This window comes from Chlorogloeopsis sp. ULAP02 (genome assembly GCF_038404745.2).
Lineage (GTDB): Bacteria > Cyanobacteriota > Cyanobacteriia > Cyanobacteriales > Nostocaceae > Chlorogloeopsis.
Genome location: NZ_JAYKTT020000089.1, coordinates 57,373 through 81,617 on the forward strand (window position 1 = coordinate 57,373; position 24,245 = coordinate 81,617).

General features: G+C 42.7%; 21 protein-coding genes. 12 read left to right on the forward strand and 9 right to left on the reverse strand.

Features of this window, described 5'->3' with window-relative positions:
- Positions 1-2,431: 2,431 nt before the first annotated feature.
- Entirely contained in the window at positions 2,432-2,647 is a 216-nt protein-coding gene (locus U2718_RS33625) for a hypothetical protein (protein ID WP_341993743.1), read from the reverse strand.
- Positions 2,648-3,026: 379 nt separating this feature from the next.
- Between U2718_RS33625 and U2718_RS33630 the strand changes: the two genes are divergently transcribed.
- Positions 3,027-3,695: a hypothetical protein gene (locus tag U2718_RS33630; protein ID WP_341993744.1), complete on the forward strand. Its 669-nt coding sequence runs from the start codon at positions 3,027-3,029 to the stop codon at positions 3,693-3,695.
- Positions 3,696-3,751: 56 nt separating this feature from the next.
- Here the strand turns inward: U2718_RS33630 and U2718_RS33635 are convergent, their stop codons facing one another.
- From U2718_RS33635 to U2718_RS33650, 4 genes are all read right to left on the reverse strand, one after another.
- Positions 3,752-3,961, reverse strand: a complete 210-nt coding sequence (locus U2718_RS33635) for a molybdopterin-binding protein (protein ID WP_341993745.1) — start codon at positions 3,959-3,961, stop codon at positions 3,752-3,754.
- 151 nt (positions 3,962-4,112) lie between these two features.
- Positions 4,113-5,627: an anthranilate synthase component I gene (trpE, locus tag U2718_RS33640; RefSeq protein WP_341993746.1), complete on the reverse strand. Its 1,515-nt coding sequence runs from the start codon at positions 5,625-5,627 to the stop codon at positions 4,113-4,115.
- 150 nt (positions 5,628-5,777) lie between these two features.
- The gene (locus tag U2718_RS33645; protein WP_289790799.1) at positions 5,778-6,206 is read right to left on the reverse strand and encodes a photosystem I reaction center subunit II PsaD; all 429 of its coding nucleotides are present in this window, start codon (positions 6,204-6,206) and stop codon (positions 5,778-5,780) included.
- A 283-nt stretch (positions 6,207-6,489) separates the two neighbouring features.
- Positions 6,490-8,502, reverse strand: a complete 2,013-nt coding sequence (locus U2718_RS33650) for a DICT sensory domain-containing protein (protein WP_341993747.1) — start codon at positions 8,500-8,502, stop codon at positions 6,490-6,492.
- A gap of 653 nt (positions 8,503-9,155) precedes the next feature.
- On the opposite strand from U2718_RS33650, the gene U2718_RS33655 reads away from it, so the two are divergent.
- Entirely contained in the window at positions 9,156-10,445 is a 1,290-nt protein-coding gene (locus tag U2718_RS33655; RefSeq protein WP_341993748.1) for a glycogen debranching N-terminal domain-containing protein, read from the forward strand.
- A gap of 112 nt (positions 10,446-10,557) precedes the next feature.
- Here the strand turns inward: U2718_RS33655 and U2718_RS33660 are convergent, their stop codons facing one another.
- On the reverse strand, positions 10,558-10,887 hold the full coding sequence (locus tag U2718_RS33660; protein WP_341993749.1) for a DUF2973 domain-containing protein: 330 nt from the start codon (positions 10,885-10,887) through the stop codon (positions 10,558-10,560).
- 211 nt (positions 10,888-11,098) lie between these two features.
- Complete coding sequence (locus tag U2718_RS33665; protein ID WP_341993750.1) at positions 11,099-11,437, reverse strand: DUF2605 domain-containing protein; 339 nt, start codon at positions 11,435-11,437, stop codon at positions 11,099-11,101.
- 296 nt (positions 11,438-11,733) lie between these two features.
- On the opposite strand from U2718_RS33665, the gene thrS reads away from it, so the two are divergent.
- From thrS to U2718_RS33715, 10 genes are all read left to right on the forward strand, one after another.
- The gene (gene thrS, locus U2718_RS33670; protein WP_341993751.1) at positions 11,734-13,584 is read left to right on the forward strand and encodes a threonine--tRNA ligase; all 1,851 of its coding nucleotides are present in this window, start codon (positions 11,734-11,736) and stop codon (positions 13,582-13,584) included.
- Between the two features lie 67 nt (positions 13,585-13,651).
- A complete protein-coding gene (locus tag U2718_RS33675; protein WP_016876085.1) occupies positions 13,652-13,840 on the forward strand; it encodes a hypothetical protein in 189 nt (62 codons plus the stop codon).
- Positions 13,825-14,124: a type II toxin-antitoxin system RelE/ParE family toxin gene (locus U2718_RS33680; protein WP_341993752.1), complete on the forward strand. Its 300-nt coding sequence runs from the start codon at positions 13,825-13,827 to the stop codon at positions 14,122-14,124. The genes U2718_RS33675 and U2718_RS33680 overlap by 16 nt, the downstream gene beginning before the upstream one ends.
- Positions 14,125-14,337: 213 nt before the next feature.
- Positions 14,338-14,724, forward strand: coding sequence for a DNA sulfur modification protein DndE (gene dndE / locus U2718_RS33685; RefSeq protein WP_341993753.1), 387 nt, complete (start codon positions 14,338-14,340; stop codon positions 14,722-14,724).
- A 163-nt stretch (positions 14,725-14,887) separates the two neighbouring features.
- The gene (locus U2718_RS33690) at positions 14,888-16,339 is read left to right on the forward strand and encodes a DNA phosphorothioation-associated putative methyltransferase (protein WP_341993754.1); all 1,452 of its coding nucleotides are present in this window, start codon (positions 14,888-14,890) and stop codon (positions 16,337-16,339) included.
- A 291-nt stretch (positions 16,340-16,630) separates the two neighbouring features.
- Positions 16,631-17,929, forward strand: coding sequence for an AmpG family muropeptide MFS transporter (locus tag U2718_RS33695; RefSeq protein WP_411813408.1), 1,299 nt, complete (start codon positions 16,631-16,633; stop codon positions 17,927-17,929).
- A complete protein-coding gene (locus U2718_RS33700; protein WP_341993755.1) occupies positions 17,914-18,324 on the forward strand; it encodes an ABC transporter permease in 411 nt (136 codons plus the stop codon). Before U2718_RS33695 ends, U2718_RS33700 begins: the two co-directional genes overlap by 16 nt.
- A gap of 265 nt (positions 18,325-18,589) precedes the next feature.
- The gene (locus U2718_RS33705; protein WP_341993756.1) at positions 18,590-18,853 is read left to right on the forward strand and encodes a hypothetical protein; all 264 of its coding nucleotides are present in this window, start codon (positions 18,590-18,592) and stop codon (positions 18,851-18,853) included.
- Positions 18,854-18,873: 20 nt separating this feature from the next.
- Positions 18,874-19,425 (forward strand): GNAT family N-acetyltransferase, encoded by a 552-nt coding sequence (locus tag U2718_RS33710; RefSeq protein ID WP_341993757.1) that lies wholly within the window; start codon positions 18,874-18,876, stop codon positions 19,423-19,425.
- A gap of 265 nt (positions 19,426-19,690) precedes the next feature.
- A complete protein-coding gene (locus U2718_RS33715) occupies positions 19,691-20,449 on the forward strand; it encodes a HEAT repeat domain-containing protein (protein WP_289790810.1) in 759 nt (252 codons plus the stop codon).
- A 202-nt stretch (positions 20,450-20,651) separates the two neighbouring features.
- On the opposite strand, the gene U2718_RS33720 is transcribed toward U2718_RS33715, so the two are convergent.
- Both U2718_RS33720 and U2718_RS33725 read right to left on the reverse strand, forming a co-directional pair.
- Positions 20,652-22,856, reverse strand: coding sequence for a glycoside hydrolase family 65 protein (locus tag U2718_RS33720; protein ID WP_341993758.1), 2,205 nt, complete (start codon positions 22,854-22,856; stop codon positions 20,652-20,654).
- Between the two features lie 865 nt (positions 22,857-23,721).
- The gene (locus U2718_RS33725) at positions 23,722-24,243 is read right to left on the reverse strand and encodes an REP-associated tyrosine transposase (protein ID WP_341993759.1); all 522 of its coding nucleotides are present in this window, start codon (positions 24,241-24,243) and stop codon (positions 23,722-23,724) included.
- Between the last annotated feature and the right edge of the window lie 2 nt (positions 24,244-24,245).

The window sequence follows — 24,245 nt, forward strand, 5'->3', positions numbered from 1 at the left end:
GCCCTATGCCATCTAAATTACTCCGCTCCAAAGCAGGATAAGCTTTGTTAGCTCCGATGACAAAAGCCCGAAGGTTGCGATCAAATAAGGCACGCAAGCTACTTGCAGCATCGGCAGGTATACCTTGGCTGAGAGTGCCAGTTAATCCTAACCCTGTGGGATCGATAACAGTAAAACTACCATCCGCAGCAACTTGCAAGCTTCCTGCCCGCACTGCCACACCACCATCGTGTAAATAGGGTGCGCTCAAAAACAAACCACGCAAGGAAGTAGTTTTGTAGCCTCCGTTTGGCAATATACCTTGGGGTAAGGTTGTGGGATTAACAGAGATGCCCTTTGTTGGTATATCTAACACTTGAGCGTTAGCAGGAATGGGAACGGGAGTGTCAAAGCTGTATAGTTTGGGCGGCACCAATAAATCATTCAGTGCCAGGCGAGATTCGGCACGGGCTGAGTTAGTACCAATTTCCTCGACAGAATGAATTTTATTGTCGGTGAAGAAAGGTGGAATGTGGCAAGTTGCACACCCAGCTTGCTTAAATACTTTTGCCCCACGCACAATAGAACCACTTTTGAGAGCTTGTTGGTTTTCGGGAGTTTGGTTAGCAGGCGGCACCAAGCTATTTTGAAAAGCTGACATAGCATTGTTAGCAAAAAGAAAAGTGCCACTAGCAATATCATCCGGATTGCCAGTATTAGGACTAAAAACCAAACCGTTGAATGTAAATAAGCTAGGTTGCAGATTGGGATAAGTACCCGTACCTGGAGCAGGCACTTGATCTTCTAGTTCTGCTTGCGTAGCATTGGGTGCAACCTGCCGCAGCCACTCTGAGGGTTTTACTGGCGAGCCTGACGGTAAACGCAGGTTTGGATCGGCAGCATTTTGAAGAAATGTACCAATATAAACTTCTGGATCGATGCCAAGAGTTTGTTCGCTTAATTGGGCAGCTGCTAACAGGTTAATTTCTGAGGAATGAACGGCATTATTGAGAACAGTCAGTCCCGAAAAAGGGCCAACCGCAGCCTCACCAACCGTTCCATAGGGATGATTCCCAAATGTAAACAGATTGGGAATTTGGGTTGTATTGTTAATCCCATCTGGCGTACTCTCGAAGTGACCAAAAGGCACATCCATTACAGCATCATCGAAGGCTTGTTCAAACTTTTGAGAATCGGGCAATTGTACTAAATTACCTTTACTATCAATGATTGTCTTGCCGTTACCTTGGAATTTTGGATCTAGGGGATTAAATTTCAACCGCGCAAACCCCGCAGCCGTATTTTGTGCAAGTGCAATCAATATAGGAGTGGCGATTTCGCCATTTGGTGCTCCGGCAAGGCGTTTACCATTCTTATTAATTACTGCATGACAGATTGCACAGGTGATATCGCCATTAGATTTCAGTCCTAAAGGAAAAGTCCCTCCGGCTTCCACTTTTAAGCCTGTATTAATACGAGTTCCTTGGGGAAATGTCCGACTACCCAAGGTTATATCTTTCAGGAGGGTAATCTCTAAGTTGTTCGTTGGTTGTCCTTGCAATTGAGCGATCGCTATTCCTATTTCTGGGAAGAGGTTCTCTAAACCCAGTCCAAAACCAAAAACTCTTTGTAAACCAAAAGTGTCACCAATTTTTCTGTTAAAAAATATGTCTTCTCCTTGGCTGATTAATTCCGACGTGATTTGGACTGCTCCTACTTTTTGATAAGAAACAGGATCGTTAGGATCTAGTCCTTGTTTTTGCACTAACTTTGCAGCTTGTTTTGGACTTAGCAGTTTACCAAAATAGTCATAATAACCAAGTGGTTGAGTAGGAGCAGGTTGCAGAAGGTTTATATTTGCAAAAGTTGCTTGGCTTGCCATCAACCAATTTGATAGCAGAATGCCAGAAAAACTCATGACAAAAACCAATACGAGAAAGATAAACCGCGCTTTGACAGCAAATAATTCCCTAAACACAGTAGTTTTAGGGTTTATTTTTAATGGTTTCATATTGTAAATAATTAAAAATTGTTAATTAGGCAAAACGTTAATTATGTAGATGCACAAATACTAAAGGTAAGCAGGTCAACATCAAAAAACATCAAATCATTTGTTGACTAACGCAGCAGCAATCAACCGGGAAAAGCATCCACAGCCAGACACTTGCTAAAACGGGAGAAATTCCCAACAGAGCAGTATTCTTGCTTTTTGCCTTTCCTACGCGGATTTTATGTTTAATATGGTTGAACTACTAATTTTTAATGTGTGATGATTATAAGGAAATAATTATCAGTTACGTAAGTATTTATTTATCAATAGATATAATTTGAAACTCAAATTAATACTTTTGTAAGTACGCAAAACTCAGCCTTTATAAATCAGAATAAATATTTCTTCATTTACTCTAGTGAAAGAGTGCGATCGCTCTTGGTAGAAAAAAGCGCTCATCACTCATGGAGTGCCTGGAGTTTCCTTCTTCGGTGTACCGTATAAATAATGATCCTGTTCGCTAGCCCAATCGGATGGTGCCTCAATAGTTCCTGCGATCGCCTCCAGCACATCCCAAGTATCCCCAGATGGTGATGACTCCTTCAACTCTTGAATTGTAATCACATAACGTGTATTCGGCGTCAAATCCAAGGATACAGCCGTTATCTTCTTGCTCATAAAAACCTCTGGAACATTTTCAGTATCTTAAATGCTGACAAATTTTCTAGATTCAAAGTTAAAGAGTGCGATCGCCTGTCAGATAATAAGAGAAAAATTATCATGGGCTAAGGTAAAAATTTTTGCCTTAATAAATACCGTATATATTAATTTCTACCAAAATAGTTGGTAGAAATCAGCAAAATGGTAAACTAAACTACATTTTTTTCGCTTTTATAGTTCTATAGTTCACTTTAGTATAAACAAAGTTGGTATATTGCCAGTAAGGTTGGTAGTATACACAGTTACTTCCTCTGTATTTGTTTCCAACTGGAAATTAACAGCAATATCCTTAGCAAAACCTGCCTAATTTTTGAATAGCTAGACTGAGACTAGTTTTATGCATTTTATTTGCCGTATCGCAATTGTGTCCTTTACGCTATCGATACTGGGGTTATGGCAACCGACTATAGCCAAACCAGGAAACTACGCTCCTTGGGAATCAGAGAATAAACCCTCTCCCTGGCAAGAAAATCTCTGTGATAGTGGCACCTCGCAGATATTCCATCTTTATGGTGAAGTCAGCAATCCAACAATCTTTAACTTGCAAAAGCTCAAAAATTTGCAAGAGGATTTAAAGAGCCAAAACCCATCAGTGGTTACTGAAGTTACTGTATCTTTCCAAACAGGATCTGGTTCGAGAACAGAAACATATTATGGAGTCCCCTTGTGGGAGTTAATTAATAATGAGAAGAGTGCAGGGCCACTTAAAGCTGGTAATTCTGGGCAAAATACGAAAAACGCTTTCTTACGACAGTACGTTCTTGTTGAAGCTACCGACTGTTATGGAGCGATCATAGCTATTGGTGAAATTCACCCAAACTTTGAAGCTAAGAATGTGCTAGTTGCATATGACAAAAAAGCAAGCGATGGTGCAGTCGAACTTCTAACAGATGAGGGATTTACTCGTCTAGTAGTTCCTGACGATAAAGCTGGAGGACGTTACATTAGTAATATAAGAAACATTTTAGTAATTTCTGCTCCTGCTTCCCCATTAAAGCCCAAATAGAGGCGATGAACTCGCCCCTGTTTTAGAATCTTACAAAAAATTTCCTCACTCAACCCTTAGTCAACTGCAATCATTACATCCGATGCTTTAACAACAGCATATACTTCTTTACCCTGACTCAAGTTTAGGTTCTCTACTGATGACTTAGTAATAATTGCAACTACCTCTACTCCAGGTGAAATTTCTATTACTATTTCATCATTGACAGAACCAACTTCAATTTTTTTGACAGTACCTTTGAGAGCGTTCCGAGCACTGACTTTCATGCTACTAATTTTTCCTGGTAAATTTGCGACTTATCAATTATAGCAATTACCAAGCTTGAAAGTTATCAAGATAGCCGTGAATACAAACAGTCTTAGCTTTTTCTCAGGCTGAGAAAAAGAATCACCGTTTACCTATCGAACAAGTTTAATTTCACCGCAAACAGCGTATTGCCACTAACAAACCCCTAGCCTTATTCAAAGTCTCCTCATACTCTTTCTCTGGCTCCGAATCTGCCACCAATCCCGCACCCGCTTGCACTGTTACCGTATTGTCACGTAGTACCATTGTACGAATTGCTATAGCAGTATTTAATTGTCCTTCAAAATCGTAGTATCCATAGACGCCAGAATACACACCCCGTCGAGAAGGCTCTAACTCGTTGATAATTTCCATTGCTCGAATCTTGGGTGCGCCGCTGACTGTACCTGCGGGGAAGCAAGCTTTGAGTAAATCCCATGCAGTCTTACCAGGTGCTAATTTACCCACTACATTACTAACAATGTGCATAACATGGGAGTAACGCTCAATCACCATTAATTCATCTACTTTTACCGTCCCACTTTCGCAGACACGTCCTAAATCATTGCGCCCTAAATCTACGAGCATGACGTGTTCGGCTATTTCCTTGGGATCTTTAAGTAAATCCTCAGCAAACGCCGCATCTTCTTTTGGTGACTTACCACGGGGACGCGTGCCGGCAATAGGACGTACTGTGGCGATGATTCCTCCTTCTGGATCGCGTTCTGCTTTTACCATCACTTCCGGACTAGAACCGATGATTTGCCAATCCTGGAAGTTAAAGAATGACATATAAGGGGAAGGATTAATCTGACGCAAGGAACGGTATAAGGCAAAAGGATCGCCAGTATATTCTGTTGATAAACGCTGGGAAATTACGACCTGGAAGATATCGCCAGCTTTGATGTATTCTTTTGCTTTAACGACGCTAGCACAGAATTCTTCGCGGGTGAAATTACTTTGATATTCCTCTATTCCTGCTAATGCTCGATTGGCTGGTGGCTTCCATTCCAATAAGGTACTTTGTGGTGAAAGCGGTAGAGATAGCTTGTGAACCATTTGAGTAACGCGATCGCACGCTGTTTCATATGCTGCTTGTAAATCAAAATTCGGATCGCGCAAATCGGCATAAGCGATCGCCCAAATTTTTCGCTTTACCTGATCGAAAATCAACAGCTGATCTACCTGCATCCACAATCCATCAGGGATATTGCGCTCATCTTGCGGATGAACTGGCACACGCGGCTCTATCCACTGAATCAATTCGTAACCCCAAAAACCAAATAAACCGCCAATTCCTGGTGGTAATTGGGATAACTTAACTGGATTTAGGGCTTCTAAGCATTGAGCTAAAGCTGTGAAAGGATCGCCTTCAAATACAACTTGGGAACCATCGCGATGTATTTGAATAGCACGATTTCCCCTGGCTTCCAAAATCCATAGTGGATCGCAGCCCAATAAACTATAGCGTCCTAGTTTTTCCCCACCTTCTACCGATTCCAACAAAAAACTATAAGGTTGTCCAGCGCATACCTTATACCAAGCGGAAACAGGCGTATCTAAATCCGCTACCCACTCTTGATACACCGGAACAAAGTTGCCAAATTGAGCTAAATCGGAGAATTGAGAGAAGTCAGGAAAGATCATAGTTTGTAAATTTAGGGACTAGGAACTAGGGAAAGTCTGAAGTTTGTAGCTACCCTACAGGCTGTTGACTGCTGGGTAAAATAAATTTACATATTTTATACTTCAGATTTCATACTTCTCTAGTCTCCAGTCCCAAATTTCCCTAATTAACTATGAATTGGGAGCGTCGTAGGTAGCTGTACCGCTAAACTTAAGTTTGGCAGGGCTGGGATTCTTACCGATGCTGCGGTCTACATAACGGACTTTTTGACGACCTTGGTTAACCTTCTCTGGGAAGACACCATCAGCTGGGTGAATATAAGCAGTTTCTCCGTTCGGATAAATCCGGTAGATTTTGTAGTCCGTGATTTTGAACTTGCGGAGTTGACCGCCCAAAGCGATGCATTGCTCTTTGCGAGCTAGATACAATAAGTTTTGTCCTTGCCGCATTTTGGCTGCGCCACCAGTGGGCATTTCAAAAACTTGCTCTTTCGGGCTAGTCCAAGTGATAGCGTACTTTTCTTCCACTTCTGCTTTCTTGAGCAAGCCGCCAGTGCTGCCGCCAAATATCGGAGTTTGTCCAGAAAGTGTTTCTGCCATAGAGGTTTCTCTCAACAGTTTTTAGGGAATCGTAACACCGCAACAGGGGTCATATTGCGATTGTGTAAGGAACTGTAACAGTTGTTTGGGGATTAGGGAGTGGGGGAAAGACGCAAAGAGGGTGAGACGCGGTGAGGAAGTCGGAGTCTTGGCGGTTCCCGTCGAGTCCGAACTTCCGAACCCGGAGGGGGACGCCCAGAGAAATGAGGACAAGGAGAAGGGGAGATAAGGAGACAAGGAGCAAGAAAGTGATTTACAATTCCCCGTGTCCAATCCCGATCCCCTACTTACTCTTCACTCTTGAGCGCGTTTGCTCTGGGCTGCCTTCAATGGCGGGTATGGTGAAATGAAATTCACTACCTTGATTTTTTCCGGTGGATGTTGCCCAAATTTCGCCACCCCAACCATTAACTATTTGGCGACAAATGGCCAAGCCTAAGCCCGTACCACCAGTAGTACGTCGCAGCGCTCCCTCTTCTTGGTAAAAGCGGTCAAACACAATTTCGAGGCGATTGGGTTCTATGCCCCGTCCTGTGTCAGCCACCGTTACTTCAACCATCTTATGATCATTGCGACTAGCTTTAATGGTGATTTGCCCTTCTGGTGGTGTAAATTTGCAAGCATTGTCTACAAGTTTGGCGATCACTTCCACCAACCAGTCACCATCTGCTCTCACAAGGGGTAGGTTGGGTGCAATTTTGGTTGTAATTTTAGGTAGTGGATCAGTGGCAACACGGGTACGAATCCGACTGAGTGCTAAATCTATACATTCTTGTAATGTGAGGGATTCTGGATGCCACTCTACTCTTCCACTTTCGAGGTTAGAAAGGGTGAGGAAATCCTGGACGAGTTTTCGCATCCGTTCCGAATCAGCAAGAGCTGTATTCAGCATTACTTGCCGTAACTCCAAGGGCATATCGGGCTCGCTAGCAAGGCTTTCCAAGCAGACTTGAATTGTAGATAAGGGTGTGCGAAGTTCGTGTCCGGTGATGGCAATCAGGTTGCTGCGAGTGCGATCAAGAGCTTCGAGTTGCTGGTTCAAGTCTTCTAGGTTAGCGTAGGCTTCTGCTTGAATTAGGGCTGCTCCAATTTGGGTAGCGATCGCTTTTACCAAATCCAATTCGCCGGCTTGCAAATCGTGGGGGGTGTGGCTGCAATAGTGTAATTCCACAATACCCAACAATCGCCCTTGAAACAGCACCGGTTCCATCAGCCAAGAGCGAATGGCAAATTTTTCGACTAGATGCCAAAGTACTTTTGAACCACTCACCCGCGAATCATTGATAGTATCAGCAACACAGACGCCTTCATCCTGTTGGATAACTTCCTCAAATAGAGGATTATTTTCTAAAGGCCAAATTTGTCCGGCAACAGATAACACATTCGGACTCAAAAATTCGTGTTCAATAATTGCTTGGGTATCTGAAGCTTGAGCGCGATAAATTAGACAGCGAGAAGCTCCCAGGTGTTGCCCCAACTCTTGCGCTGCGACTTTGAGAATTTCTTGGGAATTGAGCGATCGCCTAATTGCAGTACTAATCGAATTGACTAGCCGTTCTTTGCGAGCTTGGGCAGCAATGGAACGATAGGCTTTGTGCAATTTGTACTGACTAGCTTGCAGGTAAGTCACTAAACGCTGTACAAACGGATCGGTATCAATGTCACAAGCATATTCACTCGGTTGCTGTAACACTTTTGAGTCACTCTTGCGTCCCCCGATTCCAAATCGCTGGCGTACTGAATCAATTTTATCTATCAACTCAGGTCTGTAACTTAAAATCCTCCCCAAGAGCAATTCAGCGGCTTTAAGGCTAACTCCCCGTTCTGCTGTCCAAATACCCTCAAACCTCCGTGCCGTATCCATGTCCAAACTAGGGCTTAACTCCCGTAATTGCCTGTTTTTGGCAAGAGAGCCAATACTTTCTCGGCATACTAGACAAGTAGCATAATTTTGAGCAATTACTACCAAATGCCACTCCTGACTTAAGGCATCATCTGGTCTGAAAGCTATCTTTTCGTAGTATTCCGAGCTGTTGGTGAAATCTGTTTCTGGAGCAGACAACACGTATATTTGATCGCTTCGCTGGGCAAGCCGCTGATAACGATGAGCCTCTTGCCGGTAAAATCGCTCTCGTTGAAAGCTAGCAATTACTAAAGGCTGCTCTAAAGTGGCAGCTAAAATCTGATCTTCCATCGCATGAGAAAGAGCCGTTAGCGAAGCTTTGAAATATAGCTGGGGCCGTAGGTGAGGTAAGGCCTGAAGCAGATCGCTCAGCACGGAAATTGAAATGCTCATGAACGTCCTAAAGGAGCCACAATCTGGACAAGATCCACATCACAGCTGCATTGTACAAATTACAACGGTCTCTAAATTCAAACAGATAGTTGCAATATGTAAAGAATGGTAAATAGCAGCTATATAATAGCTTTTGCAAAAGTAGGCGCAATCCGCATTGCTGTAAACACTAAACGAGAAAGTCGCTGGGGTGTCTGCATCATGCTGATCAAAAGCAGATACCAAACACCACCATTGTAGACTCACTTTTGTTTGTTTCCTGTACTTTTTGCAGCACAAGCTATGCATCTAGATGTTGTCTATCCACTTGCTAGCATCGTAATTTTTCAAATAGTAGCTATTAGCTCAATATACATTCTTGCATTGCACTGCTATCAACCAAATATAGGCTGTTGTTGGTAAAGTGGATGAATAATGTGCTTAAAAGCACAGTTAAAGTTTCCAGTCTTTCTGTGTCGGCTTTACAAAACTTTAATTAATTATACAATTATAAAGATTTGACGATATTTCTCTAATGCGTTTCTAATTTTTAAGCGGATGTGATTATTATTTTTGTTCATATAGCTTATAAGATTTTTCAAGAGCGTCTTTTATCCTGTTGACGCTAAACTGGCTCAAAACAAAGTATTGACCTTTACACGGAATATTGGCTGATGACACCGGATACACTCATGACACCGGAAAAGATTGTCTTGGATGGAAAAACTTTTGTTCCTGCGGAATTCATACCTATCCCAGAGTGGCCTTGCGTTATAAGTGAAAGACCACAGCCGACACTTACGGTTAAAGATGATGATTTATTTTTAGTTACAGATACTTTAGGTAATATTTCTGGGTGTTCAATCAACGACGGCAATCCTAGCATGGGGCTATTTTGCTCTGATACCCGGTTTTTGAGTCGTTTAGAGTTGCAGATCAACCAGCATTCACCTATTTTACTCAGTAGTACTGCTGACAAAGGTTTTTCACTTTCCGTGTTATGTACTAATCCCAGAATTGACGATCGCCTCCAAGCCGATACAGTTGGGATTCGCCGAGAAATTGTCCTGAATGGAGCATTATTTGAAGAAATCGAAATATCCAACTATTGTATTGTTAACCGCAAAGGAGAGCTAGCCAATGGGGCAATTGCTCTTTGTGAAGTGCAAGGCTATGTTTATGCGGCAAAAATGCGTTTGGCAGAAATAGCTAAAATGAAGAAGCGGCTAGACTTAGCAGACAGCTGGTTAGAAGAGGCAAGAAACCTGAAGTTGAGGTTTAACAGAGACTTTTGGGTGGAAGATCAGGATTTCTGCGCCCTGGCTTTAGATGGAGAAGGCAAACAAGTAGATAGTATTACTTCAAATCCTGGCCATTGTTTACACTTAGGCATCTTCACGCCCGAAAAAGCCTACAGTGTTGCGGAGCGTCTACGCGCACCGGATATGTTTAATGGTTGGGGTATTCGGACTTTAAGTAGCTTATCCCCAGCTTACAATCCGATGGGCTATCACATCGGTTCTGTGTGGCCCCATGATAATGCATTAATTGCGATGGGATTGCGATCGCTTGGCCTCGTCGATCAAGCCTTGGAACTTTTTGAAGGTTTATTCGACATGACTAGAAAGCAGCCTTACAATCGTCCTCCTGAACTGTTTTGCGGCTTTGAGCGAATTGGAGATAATACGCCTGTGCAATATCCAGTCGCTTGTACTCCCCAAGCTTGGGCTACTGGTAGTATCTTTCAACTATTGCAAATGATGGTAAACTTGGTACCTGATGCTCCCAACAACTGCCTCAGAATTATAGATCCTGCTTTACCAGAATCAATTAATCGCCTATCGCTCCATAACTTACGAGTTGGCCCTACCATCCTCGATTTAGAATTCGAGCGTTCCGGTAGCACCACTGCTTGCCGAGTTGCCAAAAAACGCGGTAATCTTCGGGTTGTGATAGAAGCGTAGAAGCGACTAGAGACTGGGGACTAGGGATTAGGAAGAAGAGGGGGAAAGGGGGAGTAAGGAAAAATTCTTCTCCTTATCTGCGTGTCCTCTTCACCCGATATCCCATCCCTGTCTAGCTCTCCTCTTGAGTTTCGCTCTTTTGTCCTGGAGAAGATTCGTAAAGGGCATCTAATTGTTGGCGGGCGTCATCAACATTTATTGAACGCATCACCAAAAGAGGCTCTTTAATTAAGTTGCCTGAACTATCCAATAATTCTGGATGGGGTGTAAGTGTGCTTTTAGATGCTGGATAGGGAAAGTTACCATAATTAGCTCCTGAAGAGTACTTCACCGGATAATTCCGCTCTTTATAAAAACTGAACATGACCAAGTTGCGAATTAGGTTGGCAACAGCAATCACAGCTAGAATCGTAAAAGCAAGAATGTAAAGTAGATGTAACATCGGGTTTTCCTCCAGGACAGCCATTTTTCAAAAATTATTATTGCTAAGATTTACATCGCCTAACTTGGAAATGAAGTTAGAGCGAACGCCGAAATTCCTCTGAATGCGCCTGCGATGATCTGCGGCTATACTGCAAGCAAAGTTGTTAAAGTATCATATAATACAAAGTGTTGTTAACTTAAAGAATGCTGTTAAAGATTTAATACTTTTGTTATATGTCGTCTTGCTGTTGGAAAGTAGTTTGTTGTGTTCGGTATTGCATTGCTACTTTCCAACATTCTGATAGCAATTGATGCCAAGGCATTAAGGTTGCCATATCTATCCCTACTTGTCCTTGTGTTGCATTAAATAGCATCTTTGCTGTATTCACTTCCTCTTGTGCTTGCTTGACTCGCTCTAATAAAACTGACTGCCCCTGAGCACCTAAAAAATCTAGCTGCTCAGTTTCCAGCAATGTACGCGATCGCGCAAACCAGTATTGAAAATCCTCTAGCAGTGGTTGCAAAATTGTTTTTAGCAATTCAGGTTCCGATAAATTTGAGTCTTGCATAATTGACAAGCATATTTCCAAGTTTCTTATTAATATTAACGTCATTTAAGATTCTTAACATTTGGTAACTACTTAATTTACGGCAGAATGTGAAAAAATGTATTTTAAGATACACTATTAGTATTTTATATAGCTACAACAGCTTTAGCACTAAACCTTGGGCAGAGTATATGAACATTTTGTGAAACTGTAGGAAAATCCAGACTAAATGTTGTGACTAGTAGCGAATCGTACGACATCATGGTCGTTAATATATATTCAGTCGAAGAAATAACAATTAAGCAACTACGTCGCCAATGGATCAGCAGCCAATGTCGCCTTCCCAAGATTTAAGTCAATTAGAACAACCAGAACAAAAAATTCATCTGCCGCGTACAAGCGAATCGGAAAACTTAAAGAAAATTCGCCACACTACATCTCATGTCATGGCGATGGCAGTACAAAAGCTGTTTCCCAAAGCGCAAGTTACAATTGGCCCGTGGATAGAAAACGGCTTTTACTATGATTTTGATCATCCAGAGCCATTTACTGAAAAGGATCTCAAAGCCATCAAGAAAGAGATGGATAAGATCATTAATCGGAAACTACCAGTAATTCGGGAAGAAGTTAGCCGCGAAGAAGCGGAACGGCGAATTAAAGAAATTAAGGAAACTTATAAGTTAGAAATTCTAGCAGATATTAAAGAAGAACCAATTACAATCTACCATTTGGGGAATGAATGGTGGGATTTGTGTGCCGGCCCCCACGTGGACAATACTAAAGAATTAAACCCGAAAGCGATTGAATTAGAAACTCTAGCAGGTGCTTACTGGCGTGGGGATGAAACTAAAGCACAATTGCAGCGGATCTACGGTACTGCTTGGGAAACGCCAGAACAATTAGCAGAATATAAACGGCGTAAAGAAGAAGCACAGCGACGCGATCACCGCAAACTTGGTAAAGAACTGGGATTATTTGTATTTTCTGACTTAGTGGGGCCAGGGTTGCCATTGTGGACGCCAAAAGGAACTTTATTGCGGAGTCTTCTAGAAGACTTTCTCAAACAAGAGCAGCTAAAACGTGGTTATTTACCAGTTGTAACACCGCATATTGGCAGAGTGGATTTATTTAAAGCTTCTGGACACTGGCAGAAGTACAAAGAAGACTTGTTCCCAATGATGGCAGAGAATGAGGAAGCAGCGGCACACGAACAAGGCTTTGTTCTCAAAGCCATGAATTGTCCCTTCCACATTCAAATATATAAGAGTGAGTTGCGCTCTTACCGAGAACTACCAATACGCTTCGCAGAATTTGGCACTGTTTACCGCTATGAACAATCAGGAGAATTGGGTGGATTAACGCGAGTACGGGGTTTTACTCAAGATGATGCTCATATATTTGTCACCCCAGAACAGCTTGATAGCGAATTCCTCAACGTGGTGGACTTAATCTTGTCAGTTATTAAGATTCTTAAATTAGATCAAAACTTCAAGGCAAGACTGAGCTTCCGCGATCCAACTAGCGATAAGTATATTGGTTCCGATGACGCTTGGGACAAAGCTGAAGGTGCAATCCGGCGAGCAGTGGAAACTTTGGGCATGAATCACTTTGAGGGTATCGGTGAAGCTGCGTTTTATGGCCCCAAATTAGATTTTATTGTCCGCGATGCTTTAGACAGAGAATGGCAATTGGGAACTGTGCAGGTTGATTACAACTTGCCAGAAAGATTTGATTTGGAGTATGTTGCCGAAGATGGTTCTCGCAAACGTCCGGTGATGATCCACCGTGCGCCTTTTGGTTCTCTAGAAAGACTCATCGGTATCTTAATCGAAGAGTATGCAGGAGATTTTCCTTTGTGGTTAGCGCCAGTACAAATCAGATTGCTGCCAGTTAGTGAAGTACAGTTGGATTTCGCCAAACAAGTGGCGGCAAAAATGTTAGCACAGGGTATTCGTGCTGAGGTGGATACTAGTGGCGATCGCTTGGGTAAACTCATTCGCAATGCCGAAAAAGAGAAGATCCCCGTGATGGCAGTAGTGGGAGCAAAAGAAGTGGAAACAAATTCTTTGAGCATCCGTACTCGTGCAAATGGAGAATTAGGGACTATACCTATTGACGAAGTTTTAGGTAAGATGAAGGAAGCGATCGCCAACTTCAAGATTTTTTAACAAGTTGTGGGGTGGGTATTGCCCACCTGACATAATTGCAATATAAATTAACTAAAAAATTAGATTTATGAGTAGTGCAAAACAAAAGATACAATCTCTTTTGAATCAATTGCCTGATAATTGTTCCATAGAAGATGTGCAATATCATTTATATGTAATTGAAACAGTTCGTCGCGGTTTAGAAGTAGTCGAACACCAAGGAACAAGAACTCAAAATGAGGCCGAAGAACGATTGAACAAATGGCTTATAAAGTAGTGTGGTCCCCCAAAGCATTGGAAGATGTAGAAGCAATTGCCATATATATAGCTCGTGACTCGGCTTCCTATGCTGCGGCAGTAGTAAAGAAAATACTTGATGCAACTATTCACATCAGTAAATCTCCATTTTCCGGTCAACCTGTGCCAGAGTTTGGTGATGATAATATCAGAGAATATTCGGTATTCACTTACCGAATGATTTACCGAATTCAGAAAGATATTATCACTATTGCCGCAGTTATTTATGGGAAAAGACTGTTGGATAAATTTGATATAGATTAAAAATCGATATCAAGCTCTAGAGTGTGGGTGGGCATTGCCCATCCCAATTTCTAGACGAACAACATAAAAATATTACTTTTTCATACCTCTTCTTCTGGCAATGGGATGATGAGTAAGTAAGGGAGCCAAAAGCTATGAGCCAAAATAATTTATTAGTTCTAGATTCTAATTTTTGTATTCTAAGCTCTAATTTTTGCATTCTGCATTTTATTCATGGAAACTCCCATCGAGAGAATTCGTTTATCCCAAACAGCTAAAGAACAACTGATCAGACTCAAACGCATTACCAAAATCGATCAATGGAACATATTATGTCGTTGGGCATTTTGTCGTTCCCTTGCTGAACCAACTCTACCCTCCCCAATTCCAATTCCTCAAGATAGTAACGTCGAGATGAGTTGGCGTGTTTTTGGTGGCGAAATGTCGGACATTTTGCTTTTGGCACTGAAACAACGCTGCTACAACGACAATCTAGCTACAGATACAGAAACCCTCATTACACAATTTCGCTTACATTTACATCGTGGTATTGGATATTTAGCAGGCGATCCAAGTATCAAGAAAATTGAAGATTTGATTGAATTAGCGACCAAAAATTGAAATTATGGTTAGTGGTTAGTAGCAATTAACGCCCTCAGGCTGTAAGCCTGGGGCTATACGAACAAAGCCTGCCTCCGCAGGTTTATAATATGCATCTTCATATCGAAACTGTATATAACTACTAACTACTAACTACTACCTATTAACAAATTCAAATGCTCTTATGTCTGAGAGCTATATAGAAATTGAGCGCCACAGAGCTGCAATTGTTCGCACTGACTTATCCCGCCCAGTGCGATTAGCTATAGAATGGGCAATCTTAAACAAAGATACTACATTTTTTGACTACGGCTGTGGTTATGGCGGTGATGTAGAGCGAGTAGCAAATTTAGGCTACACCAGCGCAGGCTGGGATCCTTACTACTATCCCGATCGCGATCGCATTATTAGTGATGTGGTGAACTTGGGTTACATTCTCAACGTGATTGAAGATCCCAAGGAGCGCTGTCAAGCTCTATTAACAGCTTGGCAACTGACGCGTAAAGTTTTAATTGTCGCTGCTCAAGTGCTAATTAATGCTCCTAGCCGCAATCTCATACCTTATGGCGATGGTGTAGTGACTCGCCACAATACTTTTCAGAAATATTACCAACAAGAAGAACTCAAAAAATACATTGATGAAACGCTAAATGTAGATGCCGTACCTGTAGCGCTGGGTGTTTATTTTGTCTTTCGAGATGAAGCTGAGAAAGAAGCTTATAAGGCGATACGCTTTTTCTCAAAAAATTCGACGCCAAGAATCCGCATTCCTGTGAAGCGGTTTGAAGACTACCAAGATATCTTGCAACCATTGATGGCTTTTTATACAAAACGTGGCAGACTGCCCGTTAAAAGTGAATTGGTAAATGAACAGGAATTATTGAAAGAGTTTGGTAGTTTTCGGCGTGCCTTTGCTGTGGTTTTGCAAGTAACTGACGAAGCAGAATGGGATGCGATCGCCTACCGTCGTTCTCTTGACATTCAAGTATATATCGCTCTCACCCATTTTGAAGTTCGTCCTGCTTGGCAAAAATTAGCACCAGAAATGCGTCACGACATCAAAGCCTTTTTTGGTAATTACGAAGAAGCTTGCCAAGTCGCTGATGACAAGCTGTTTAGCTTAGGTAAACCAAATGTAGTCAAAGCTGCTTGCAACAAAAGCAAAGTTGGCAAACATACACGTGGCGCTCTATACGTTCATGTTTCTGCACTGTGTGAACTCGATCCCTTACTACGAATTTACGAAGGCTGCGCTAGCCGTACCATCGGGCGAGTTGATGGAGCCTCAATTATAAAGTTTTATACAGACCAACCGCAAATATCTTACCTATTTTACCCGGATTTTGATACTGATCCTCATCCGGCGTTAAAAGCAAGTATCACTATTGACTTAAAAACTTTAAGTATAACTCATAGAGACTACGAAAATAGAGCAAATCCGCCCATCTTGCATCGCAAAGAAACATTTGTGACTTCTACTTATTCTCTCTATGAAGAATTTACTCAACTGACCCAAAAAGAACAGCAACTAGGGTTATTGAAGCAAAAAAGCGATATCGGCACTCGCGAAGGCTGGGCAAAATGTCTTCTAGAACATGGGGTAGAAATTAGAGGGCATCAAGTTTATCGAATTTGAAAAAGGGAATGGGTGATAGGTTACAGGGAACACAATAGCTTCTTAATGAAACTTAAGGGACTACTAGGGCTGTAGGAACCAAAAATTTCTCTTTCTAGTCCCTAGTCCTAGCTCCTAGCCCCTAATTTTAAGTTAGGCAAATTGGCACTAAATAACACACTTGCTGTGGCAATATATTTCAATCTCCAGCCAGATAAATATACAAAATATACATAAGTCTTATAACTCAAAAAAACTTTTTATTGTAATTCTTGATATGTATTAACTAGATCCTTACGGAATTTCAAAGCTGTGAAACCAATTCAATCACTGCTAAAAGTATTTGAGAGCCGCAAGATGGCGGCTTTGTTATTACTAGGTTTTGCATCAGGTTTACCTTTATTATTAATTGGTAATACCCTTAAGGCTTGGATGACCGTAGAAAAAGTTGATTTGGCAGCTATTGGCTGGTTTAGCCTTGCTAGTTTACCTTATTCATTAAAGTTTCTTTGGTCACCATTTCTGGATCGGTTTACTCCCCCATTTTTAGGACGGCGGCGGGGTTGGTTGCTCATCACACAGATAGCCTTGATTATAGCGATCGCCTTCATGGCTTTCCAACAACCCAAACAAGGCTTACAGCTTTTAGCCATCAACGCCATAATCATTGCTTTTTTGAGTGCAACTCAAGATATCGCCTCTGATGCTTATCGCACAGACGTTTTGACCGAATTAGAAATGGGGGCGGGTGCAGCAGTTTTTATTCTTGGTTATCGAATTGCTTTATTAGTAGCAGGTGCTTTGGCGCTAATACTCGCTGATCGTATACCTTGGTCATCAGTTTACTTATTGATGGCAGGTGTGATGATAATTGGTATTCTAGGTAGCCTATTTGCACCAGAACCAAAAGAAATAACTCCTCCCACTTCCTTAGCCGAAGCGGTAGTCTTACCGTTTAGAGAATTTTTCCAGCGCAGAGGTGTAATCTCAGGCTTATTGGTTCTATTGTTTATCACCCTCTATAAACTAGGCGATGCCTTACTGAGCAATATGGCTACCCCCTTCTTGCTAACTATCGGTTTTACCAAAACTGATATCGGGGCAATACAGGTAGGAATGGGATTAATTGCTACTATTATGGGTGCCTTAGCAGGTGGTGCCATTTTGAGTAAAATTGGTATCAATCGCTCACTTTGGGTTTTTGGTGCGCTGCAAGCCTTGAGTAACATTGCTTACTTTGTACTAGCCCAACCTCAATTTGCTAAAAACTATCAATTACTGGTGCTTACCATTAACATCGAAAATTTTTGTGGTGGTTTAGGAACAGCCGCCTTTGTGGCATTTTTGATGAGTTTGTGCAACCAACGGTTTTCTGCAACTCAGTATGCATTGCTCTCTAGCTTGATGGCTGTCAGCCGTGACATCCTAGCTGCTCCAGCCGGATCGATTGCACAAAGCACGGGTTGGCCTTTGTTTTTCCTAATCACAATCGTCGCTGCGGTGCCGGGGTTACTGCTTTTGCCTATCTTTGCCCCCTGGAACCCTAAACCAGTAGCAATTAAGAGACCAGGACTTGACGATGAGGAAGATGATATATGGGGCAGAAATTAATTATTGTTGTTGCTACAACTATTCTTTTATTCACTGGACTCTTGCTTGGCTATGTTCTTTCCCAATTAGTTTTGGGGTATCTGGCACTTAACCTGTTGACTTTCTTGGGGACATTTAGCCTAATTTTAATTTTTGGTACGCTTTATTACGTTTTATTTTGGGAATTGCGCAGACAACAATCTCGCTCATCACAGCGAGTAACTAAAATTTCTGCTAATCAGCGGATAGTTGATAGTCGTCTCAGAAACAAACTGATTGCGAAGTTAGATGGTGATGCTACCACAGCAGAACGTTTAATAGAGCAAGCAAAGTTGGATAATCCTGGTATGCCAGAAAGTTGGTATTGGGAAAGAGTGATTGCTGATGTAGAACGTGAACTAGGCGATCGCAAATAAAAAGTAAAGGGACTAGGGACTCGTGACTGGGGACTAGGAACAAAAGCGAAAAATTAGGGAAGGGGCTTTAACTGATGCCAAGGTTAGCGAGCGCAAGAAGGCGGGTGCGGCACGGGCAGAAAAATTGAAAATTTTTCTGCTGTAGTCCTTAGCCGACCTTGGCATTTAGTTTTCTTCACATTACCCCCCGAACACCGCTAAAATATATTCCAGTTAAATTAACAAATCTTTAGCTAATTCTCAGAAAGCTAACCTCACATTCAATATGGCTATATTTCGTCAGTATATTGCACCACTACTTGTAGTAGTAATATTTTTGCTTGCCCTGGTGGCAGTTAGCGCTCGCATATTTTTGCCTTCAGATATGGCAGCACCCGCACCGATTGAAGATGGGGGAATAGGGAGAGGAGTCAGCCGCTTGAGTACACCCGATATGAGCGGACTGGCGTTGAGAGATGAGGAGAGTTTTTTCTCTGTGTCTTCACCTTTTGATCTGAGCGTATCATCTTCTGCACCTCTAATTTTCTGAAGTCGCCATCAAAAATACTAGTGAGCGTAAATACTACTTTGGCTGAGGAACTACTACCGGGATACAGCATTAAGCGTGGTTCTATTATGGATCGGGCAATGCTAATCAGGTTCATGCACCTGACTTACCAGGATATGTTTCCTACTCAGGATTTTTCCCATCTATCGCACACGGTTGAACAATATTTCTCTGACAACACTCCGTTGTGGTGGGTAGAGGAAGAGGACAAGGGGACGCGGGGACAAGGGAACAAAAATGAGGATATTTCTTCCAATCTCCCCCACTCTTCCACTGCTGTTGTCGGTTGCTTGTGGATGGGAAATGCGATTGACCAAGTCAGTGGCGATCGCCACGCTCATATCTTTTTACTTTATGTTGTACCAGAATATCGGCGACGAGGTATTGGTACAGCTTTAATGAAGTATGCAGAAGCATGGGCAAAAAACAGAGGCGATCGCCAAATTGGGTTACAAGTTTTTCCATCCAATCAAGCCGCTCTGAATCTTTATAATCAGTTAGGTTATCAAACCCAATCTTTTTGGATGTTAAAACCTCTGTATCCAAAAGCATAGGTATTGTATACTTCCAGCATGATTTCCATCAAGGGCATGGAAGTGTAGTATAAATATTCAAAAATCATTTCCCTTGTAACTCTACACCCTGAAACCCTCACCCCCCTAAACCCTTACACCTTTTGTTAAGTAATTTTTACGAGTCGTGAAATAGCTCCCTTTTGACCCAAGAATCCCTCGTTTTATAAACGCGGGAGTGTCAATGCCACGATCCAAAATTAAAAAGGGTGTGGTAAGTGGCAGTAGGTAATGGTACTTTTGATGTATGTACGACGAAGATGACCTTAGCCTACTCGATGCTGAAGCGGAGCTAGAAAGCCCTTTAGATCAAATGGAGCCGCTGACCGCAGAGTCAGAAGTGCCAAAACCCGATCCAGAGGAGATGCTACCGCTATTAGAGCATTCTCAGCCACAGCAGAGGATGCTAGCAGCGCGTGCTTTCTGCGACATAGAAGATGAACGTGCTATTCCCCATCTGATTCGCCTATTAACTGATACTTGTCCTCTAGTGCGGGTAAGTGCAGCCTATGGACTCGGACGTAATCCCAGCCCAGATGCAGTTGAACCATTGATTGCTCAATTGGAACGCGATTGGAATGGATATGTGCGCAAAGGAGTTGTTTGGGCATTGGGTAACTGCCGCGATCGCCGCTGTTTAGCACCTCTAGCAGATGCTTTGAGAACCGATATCCCGGCAGTACGCTTGTGGGCTGCTAGTTCTTTGGCACAAATGGCAGAAGTGGGTTATGAAGTTGTTGTTAAGGCAATACCACCGTTAATTGAAGCCTTGGTGCAAGATCCAATCGCAGCAGTGCGCAGTAATAGTGCTTGGGCGATCGGACAATTATGCCGTGAACTACCTTCTAACGTTGTCTATGCAACTGCCGTTGATGCTTTGATTCAAGCCTTTGCCGAAGATCAAGATTTGGGCGTACGAGAAGATGCTAAAACAGCAATTTTAGGAGTAGGCGATCCGCGTGGATTGCAGTTGATTGAGACTTTGGAACAGGAAGGGTGGTTTTGAAAGAGACACGGTGACGCGGGGAGGGAAGAGGAGACGGTGACACGGAGAATTGTTTAATCAGGTTCTCTCTCCTTATTTCTCTCCGCATCGCCCTCCGGGTTCGGAAGTTCGGACTCGACGGGAACCGCCAAGACTCTGACTTCCTCACCGCGTCTCACCCCCTTTGCGTCTGATTGTCTTTGCGTCTTAGCACCTAGTGCAATTAGGCAGTTAAATCAAACTCATGCCACTCATTGCGCCATTTGAGTCGGAATTTCAGGCGCGTCCAGTTGGGAGGAAGATTTGGACAAGCGATGGGGCCAAAGTTTGTCAACCGTACACCAGCAAAGCCGAAGATGATTGCTTGCCACACTCCCCCAGCACTAGCGGCGTGGATCCCTTCGTGGGCGTTACGACGCACGTCCGCTAAATCTACCATCGCTGCCCGCATAAAGTGGGTGTAGGCTTCGGCTGGCTGATTGAGATCGCAAGCCAAAATAGCATGAATTGCCGGGCCAAGAGAGGAACCATAGGTATGATCGGTACGGGGGCTGTAATAATCCCAGTTGGTTTTTAGGGTTTTACGGTCGAAGCGATCGCGCAACAGATACATGAGCATCAATACATCTGGCTGCTTGAGAATCTGCTTTTGGCTAGTGGCTTCTACTCCTAGCAAACCTTGCATTGATTTGGTACGGGGTTCGTAGTCAGCTAAATTAACATCTTCTAAATTGAAGAAGCCTTCAAACTGCTCAATCAAACCAGTTGCCAAATCTTGATTTATATAGAGATGATTGGCAATGTCACCCCACAGTTCGAGTTGTTCTGGCTGCAAGTAAAGCTTTTGTGCCAATTGTACTGAGGTGTCGGGATAGCACTTAGCTAACCAATCCCACAGTGCCAAAGCAGTTTGTAGGTGCCACTGCACCATTAAATTGGTAAAAGCATTATTATCCACGCGATCGTGGTTTTCATCAGGGCCGATTGTATCGCGAATATCATAGCAATGGCGCTGTTGATTCCACTCTACCCGACTTTCCCAGAACACCGCCGTATCTAAAATTATTTCCGCGCCACAGTCGCGCATCCATTCATCATCACCTGTGGTTTGCCAGTAATGCCAAGCAGCGTAAGCCACATCAGTATTGATATGCACCTCAATATCGCCACACCAGATCCGGACTTGTTCGCCATTTGGTCCTGGTACCCACCGGGGAGTTACCTCATCGCCAGTGCTAGCACTTTCCCAAGCATACATTGCTCCTCTATATCCCATTTCTTGGGCTTTGCGTCGCGCCCCCCGTAAAGTGTGGTAGCGATAGGTAAGTAAGTTACGCGCTAAGGCTGGCTGAGTGTGGATCAACAAAGGCAGAATAAAAATTTCCGTGTCCCAAAAGATATGTCCGCTATAAGCAAAACCGGAAAGGGTTTTGGGAGGAATACTAACTCTATCGTCATAACGGGGTGCAACCGCAAGTAGCTGAAACAGATTGTAGCGGATGCTCAACTGCGAGAAGCGATCGCCTTCAATTACCACATCGCTATCTTGCCAAACCCGCTCCCATGCAGCAATGTGCGCTGCTAACAAAGTTGAATAGCTGGGTGCAGCGACGAGTCGAATTAACGCTGCTTCGGCAGGAGTTGGTATTTCCCGTGAGGTGTAGAGGGTGACAATCTTTTCTAGAGTTACAGTCTTTTCTGGTTCTACTTGCAAAGTTGTTACCAGCGTCGGGCTATGATCTTTAACCTGATTTACGTGTACCGATGCAGCTTCTTCTCCTTCTACTATTAACTGAGCTGCCATGCCAAGTTCGATGGCAGAATGGAGAGTTTTGCTGTGCAGCCAAATCAGATTATCTAAGCCACCTTGCTTCAAAGTTTGCCAATGTTTTACACCTTGAGTGCGTGGTTCAGGATGAAACCCAACTTCTACCTCAATATCGCCCTCAAAATCTACAGATGTAATTTGACATCTGATTGCCAAACAATGTTGATTTGCTAAACTGGCAAACCGTTCAAAATGAAATTCCACAGTATGTCCGGCGGGACTGCGCCACCGTACATCTCGGCTGACTATACCTAAACGCAAATCGAGGCGACGTTCGTAGTGCAAGATTTCTCCACTGTCCATGTGAAAGCGTTCTCCTGCTACTTTCACTACAAACGGTAGCCAGTTGGGGCAGTTAACTAGTTCAGTACTAGCGATCGCCACATCATCATAAACTCCATGAATGATGGTTGCTGGAGAATCATGAGGATAACCTTCCTCGAATGTGCCTCGTGTTCCTAAATATCCATTGCCGAGGGTGAAAACTGTTTCTTGATGATGTAGCCTAGAGGGATCAAATTCTGTTTCTACAACGTTCCAATCGGTAGAGTTGATCAGTTGCTGGTTTTTTTGAGAGCTATAGACGGACAAGTCTAACATGACTGAATGAAACCTAATACTTGAGGGCTGGCTGGGATCTGAATGCAATAGAATGGTCAGAGACTAAATTAAGTTCTTCACTACCTTCTACATTTTGTCTAGAGTGCTTTATGTCTAGACAACTGCGGTTACGTGCAGTGAATCACTAACGTTACCCTTTCATCTATCTATAGATAGATTTTCCTATTTTGTTTCTAACAAAATTCTTAAGAGTTGAAAAATAGAGTAATTTTTACATTTAGTAAAGAAATGTACAAAACCACATACTTTTCAATACACATCTCTCGACACTATTTCCAGACACAAAAATAGTCAGGATGGTTGCTAATAGTGGCTTATATCGACTGTAATTCGATAATAATTTAGAGCCACAGCTTACCCTGACATTAAGTAATATTTTTATCTAAATGTTTTCTCGCAAATATAAATTTATTCTTAAATATTGTTATGAAAAGTAAACTCAAGAGCTTGTGGGCGGTTGCAGTTGTGTAATGTTCACACCCTGATTCAGCAAAGTCCGTAGGGTGGGCATTTTTGTGATGTTCACAGAAGAGATTTCCATACTTGGGCAATGCCCACCTTCTTCTGATTCAGCAAAGCGTAAGTCAGGTGGGCACTGTTCACAACTGAAAAATAAGGGTTTGAGGAAAATTTACAGTGCCCACCCTACAAAAGCCCGTAGTCCGTAGGGTGGGCATTGTTGTGATGTTCATAGAAGAGATTTCCATACTTGGGCAATGCCCACCTTCTCCTGATTTAGCAGAGCGTAAGTCAGGTGGGCACTGTTCACAACTGAAAAATAAGGGTTTGAGGAAAATTTACAGTGCCCACCCTACAAAAATTGTAATAAGGTGCAATGCCCACCTTATCCTGATTCACCAAATACCATATGAGCGAAATCAGGGAGTGGGGGCTTCTTACCACAGCAGCTACAAGCCCAATCAGCCTGATATTTACCTTTTTTAACCCATTTGTGAAAACTGGAATACTCCCATAGGTGTGGACAAGATACTAACCCATGCTTAACTGGATTGTAGTGAATATAGTCCAAATGCCTTGCCAGATCTGCTTCATCACAAATAGTGTGTTCCCAAAACCGACGTTGCCAGACATTACTTTCTCGATGTTTGCGGCGAGAAGCTGAAACATTTTGAGGTAATGACTTTTTACCCCGTAGTAACCTTGTAAATAGCACTTTTAATCGGGAGACTCGTTGCGAGTAATCTGAATCATCAGATGGTAAAGTCCAAAGAAAATGAATATGGTCGGGTAAAATGACTGCTGCAAGAATTTCAAAGGGTTTTTCAGTCCGAATCTTGGCAACAGCAGTCCGCAAGTGAGAGATATTTTCTGGCTCCGAAAATAGAGGTGTGCGGCAGTAAGTCACCA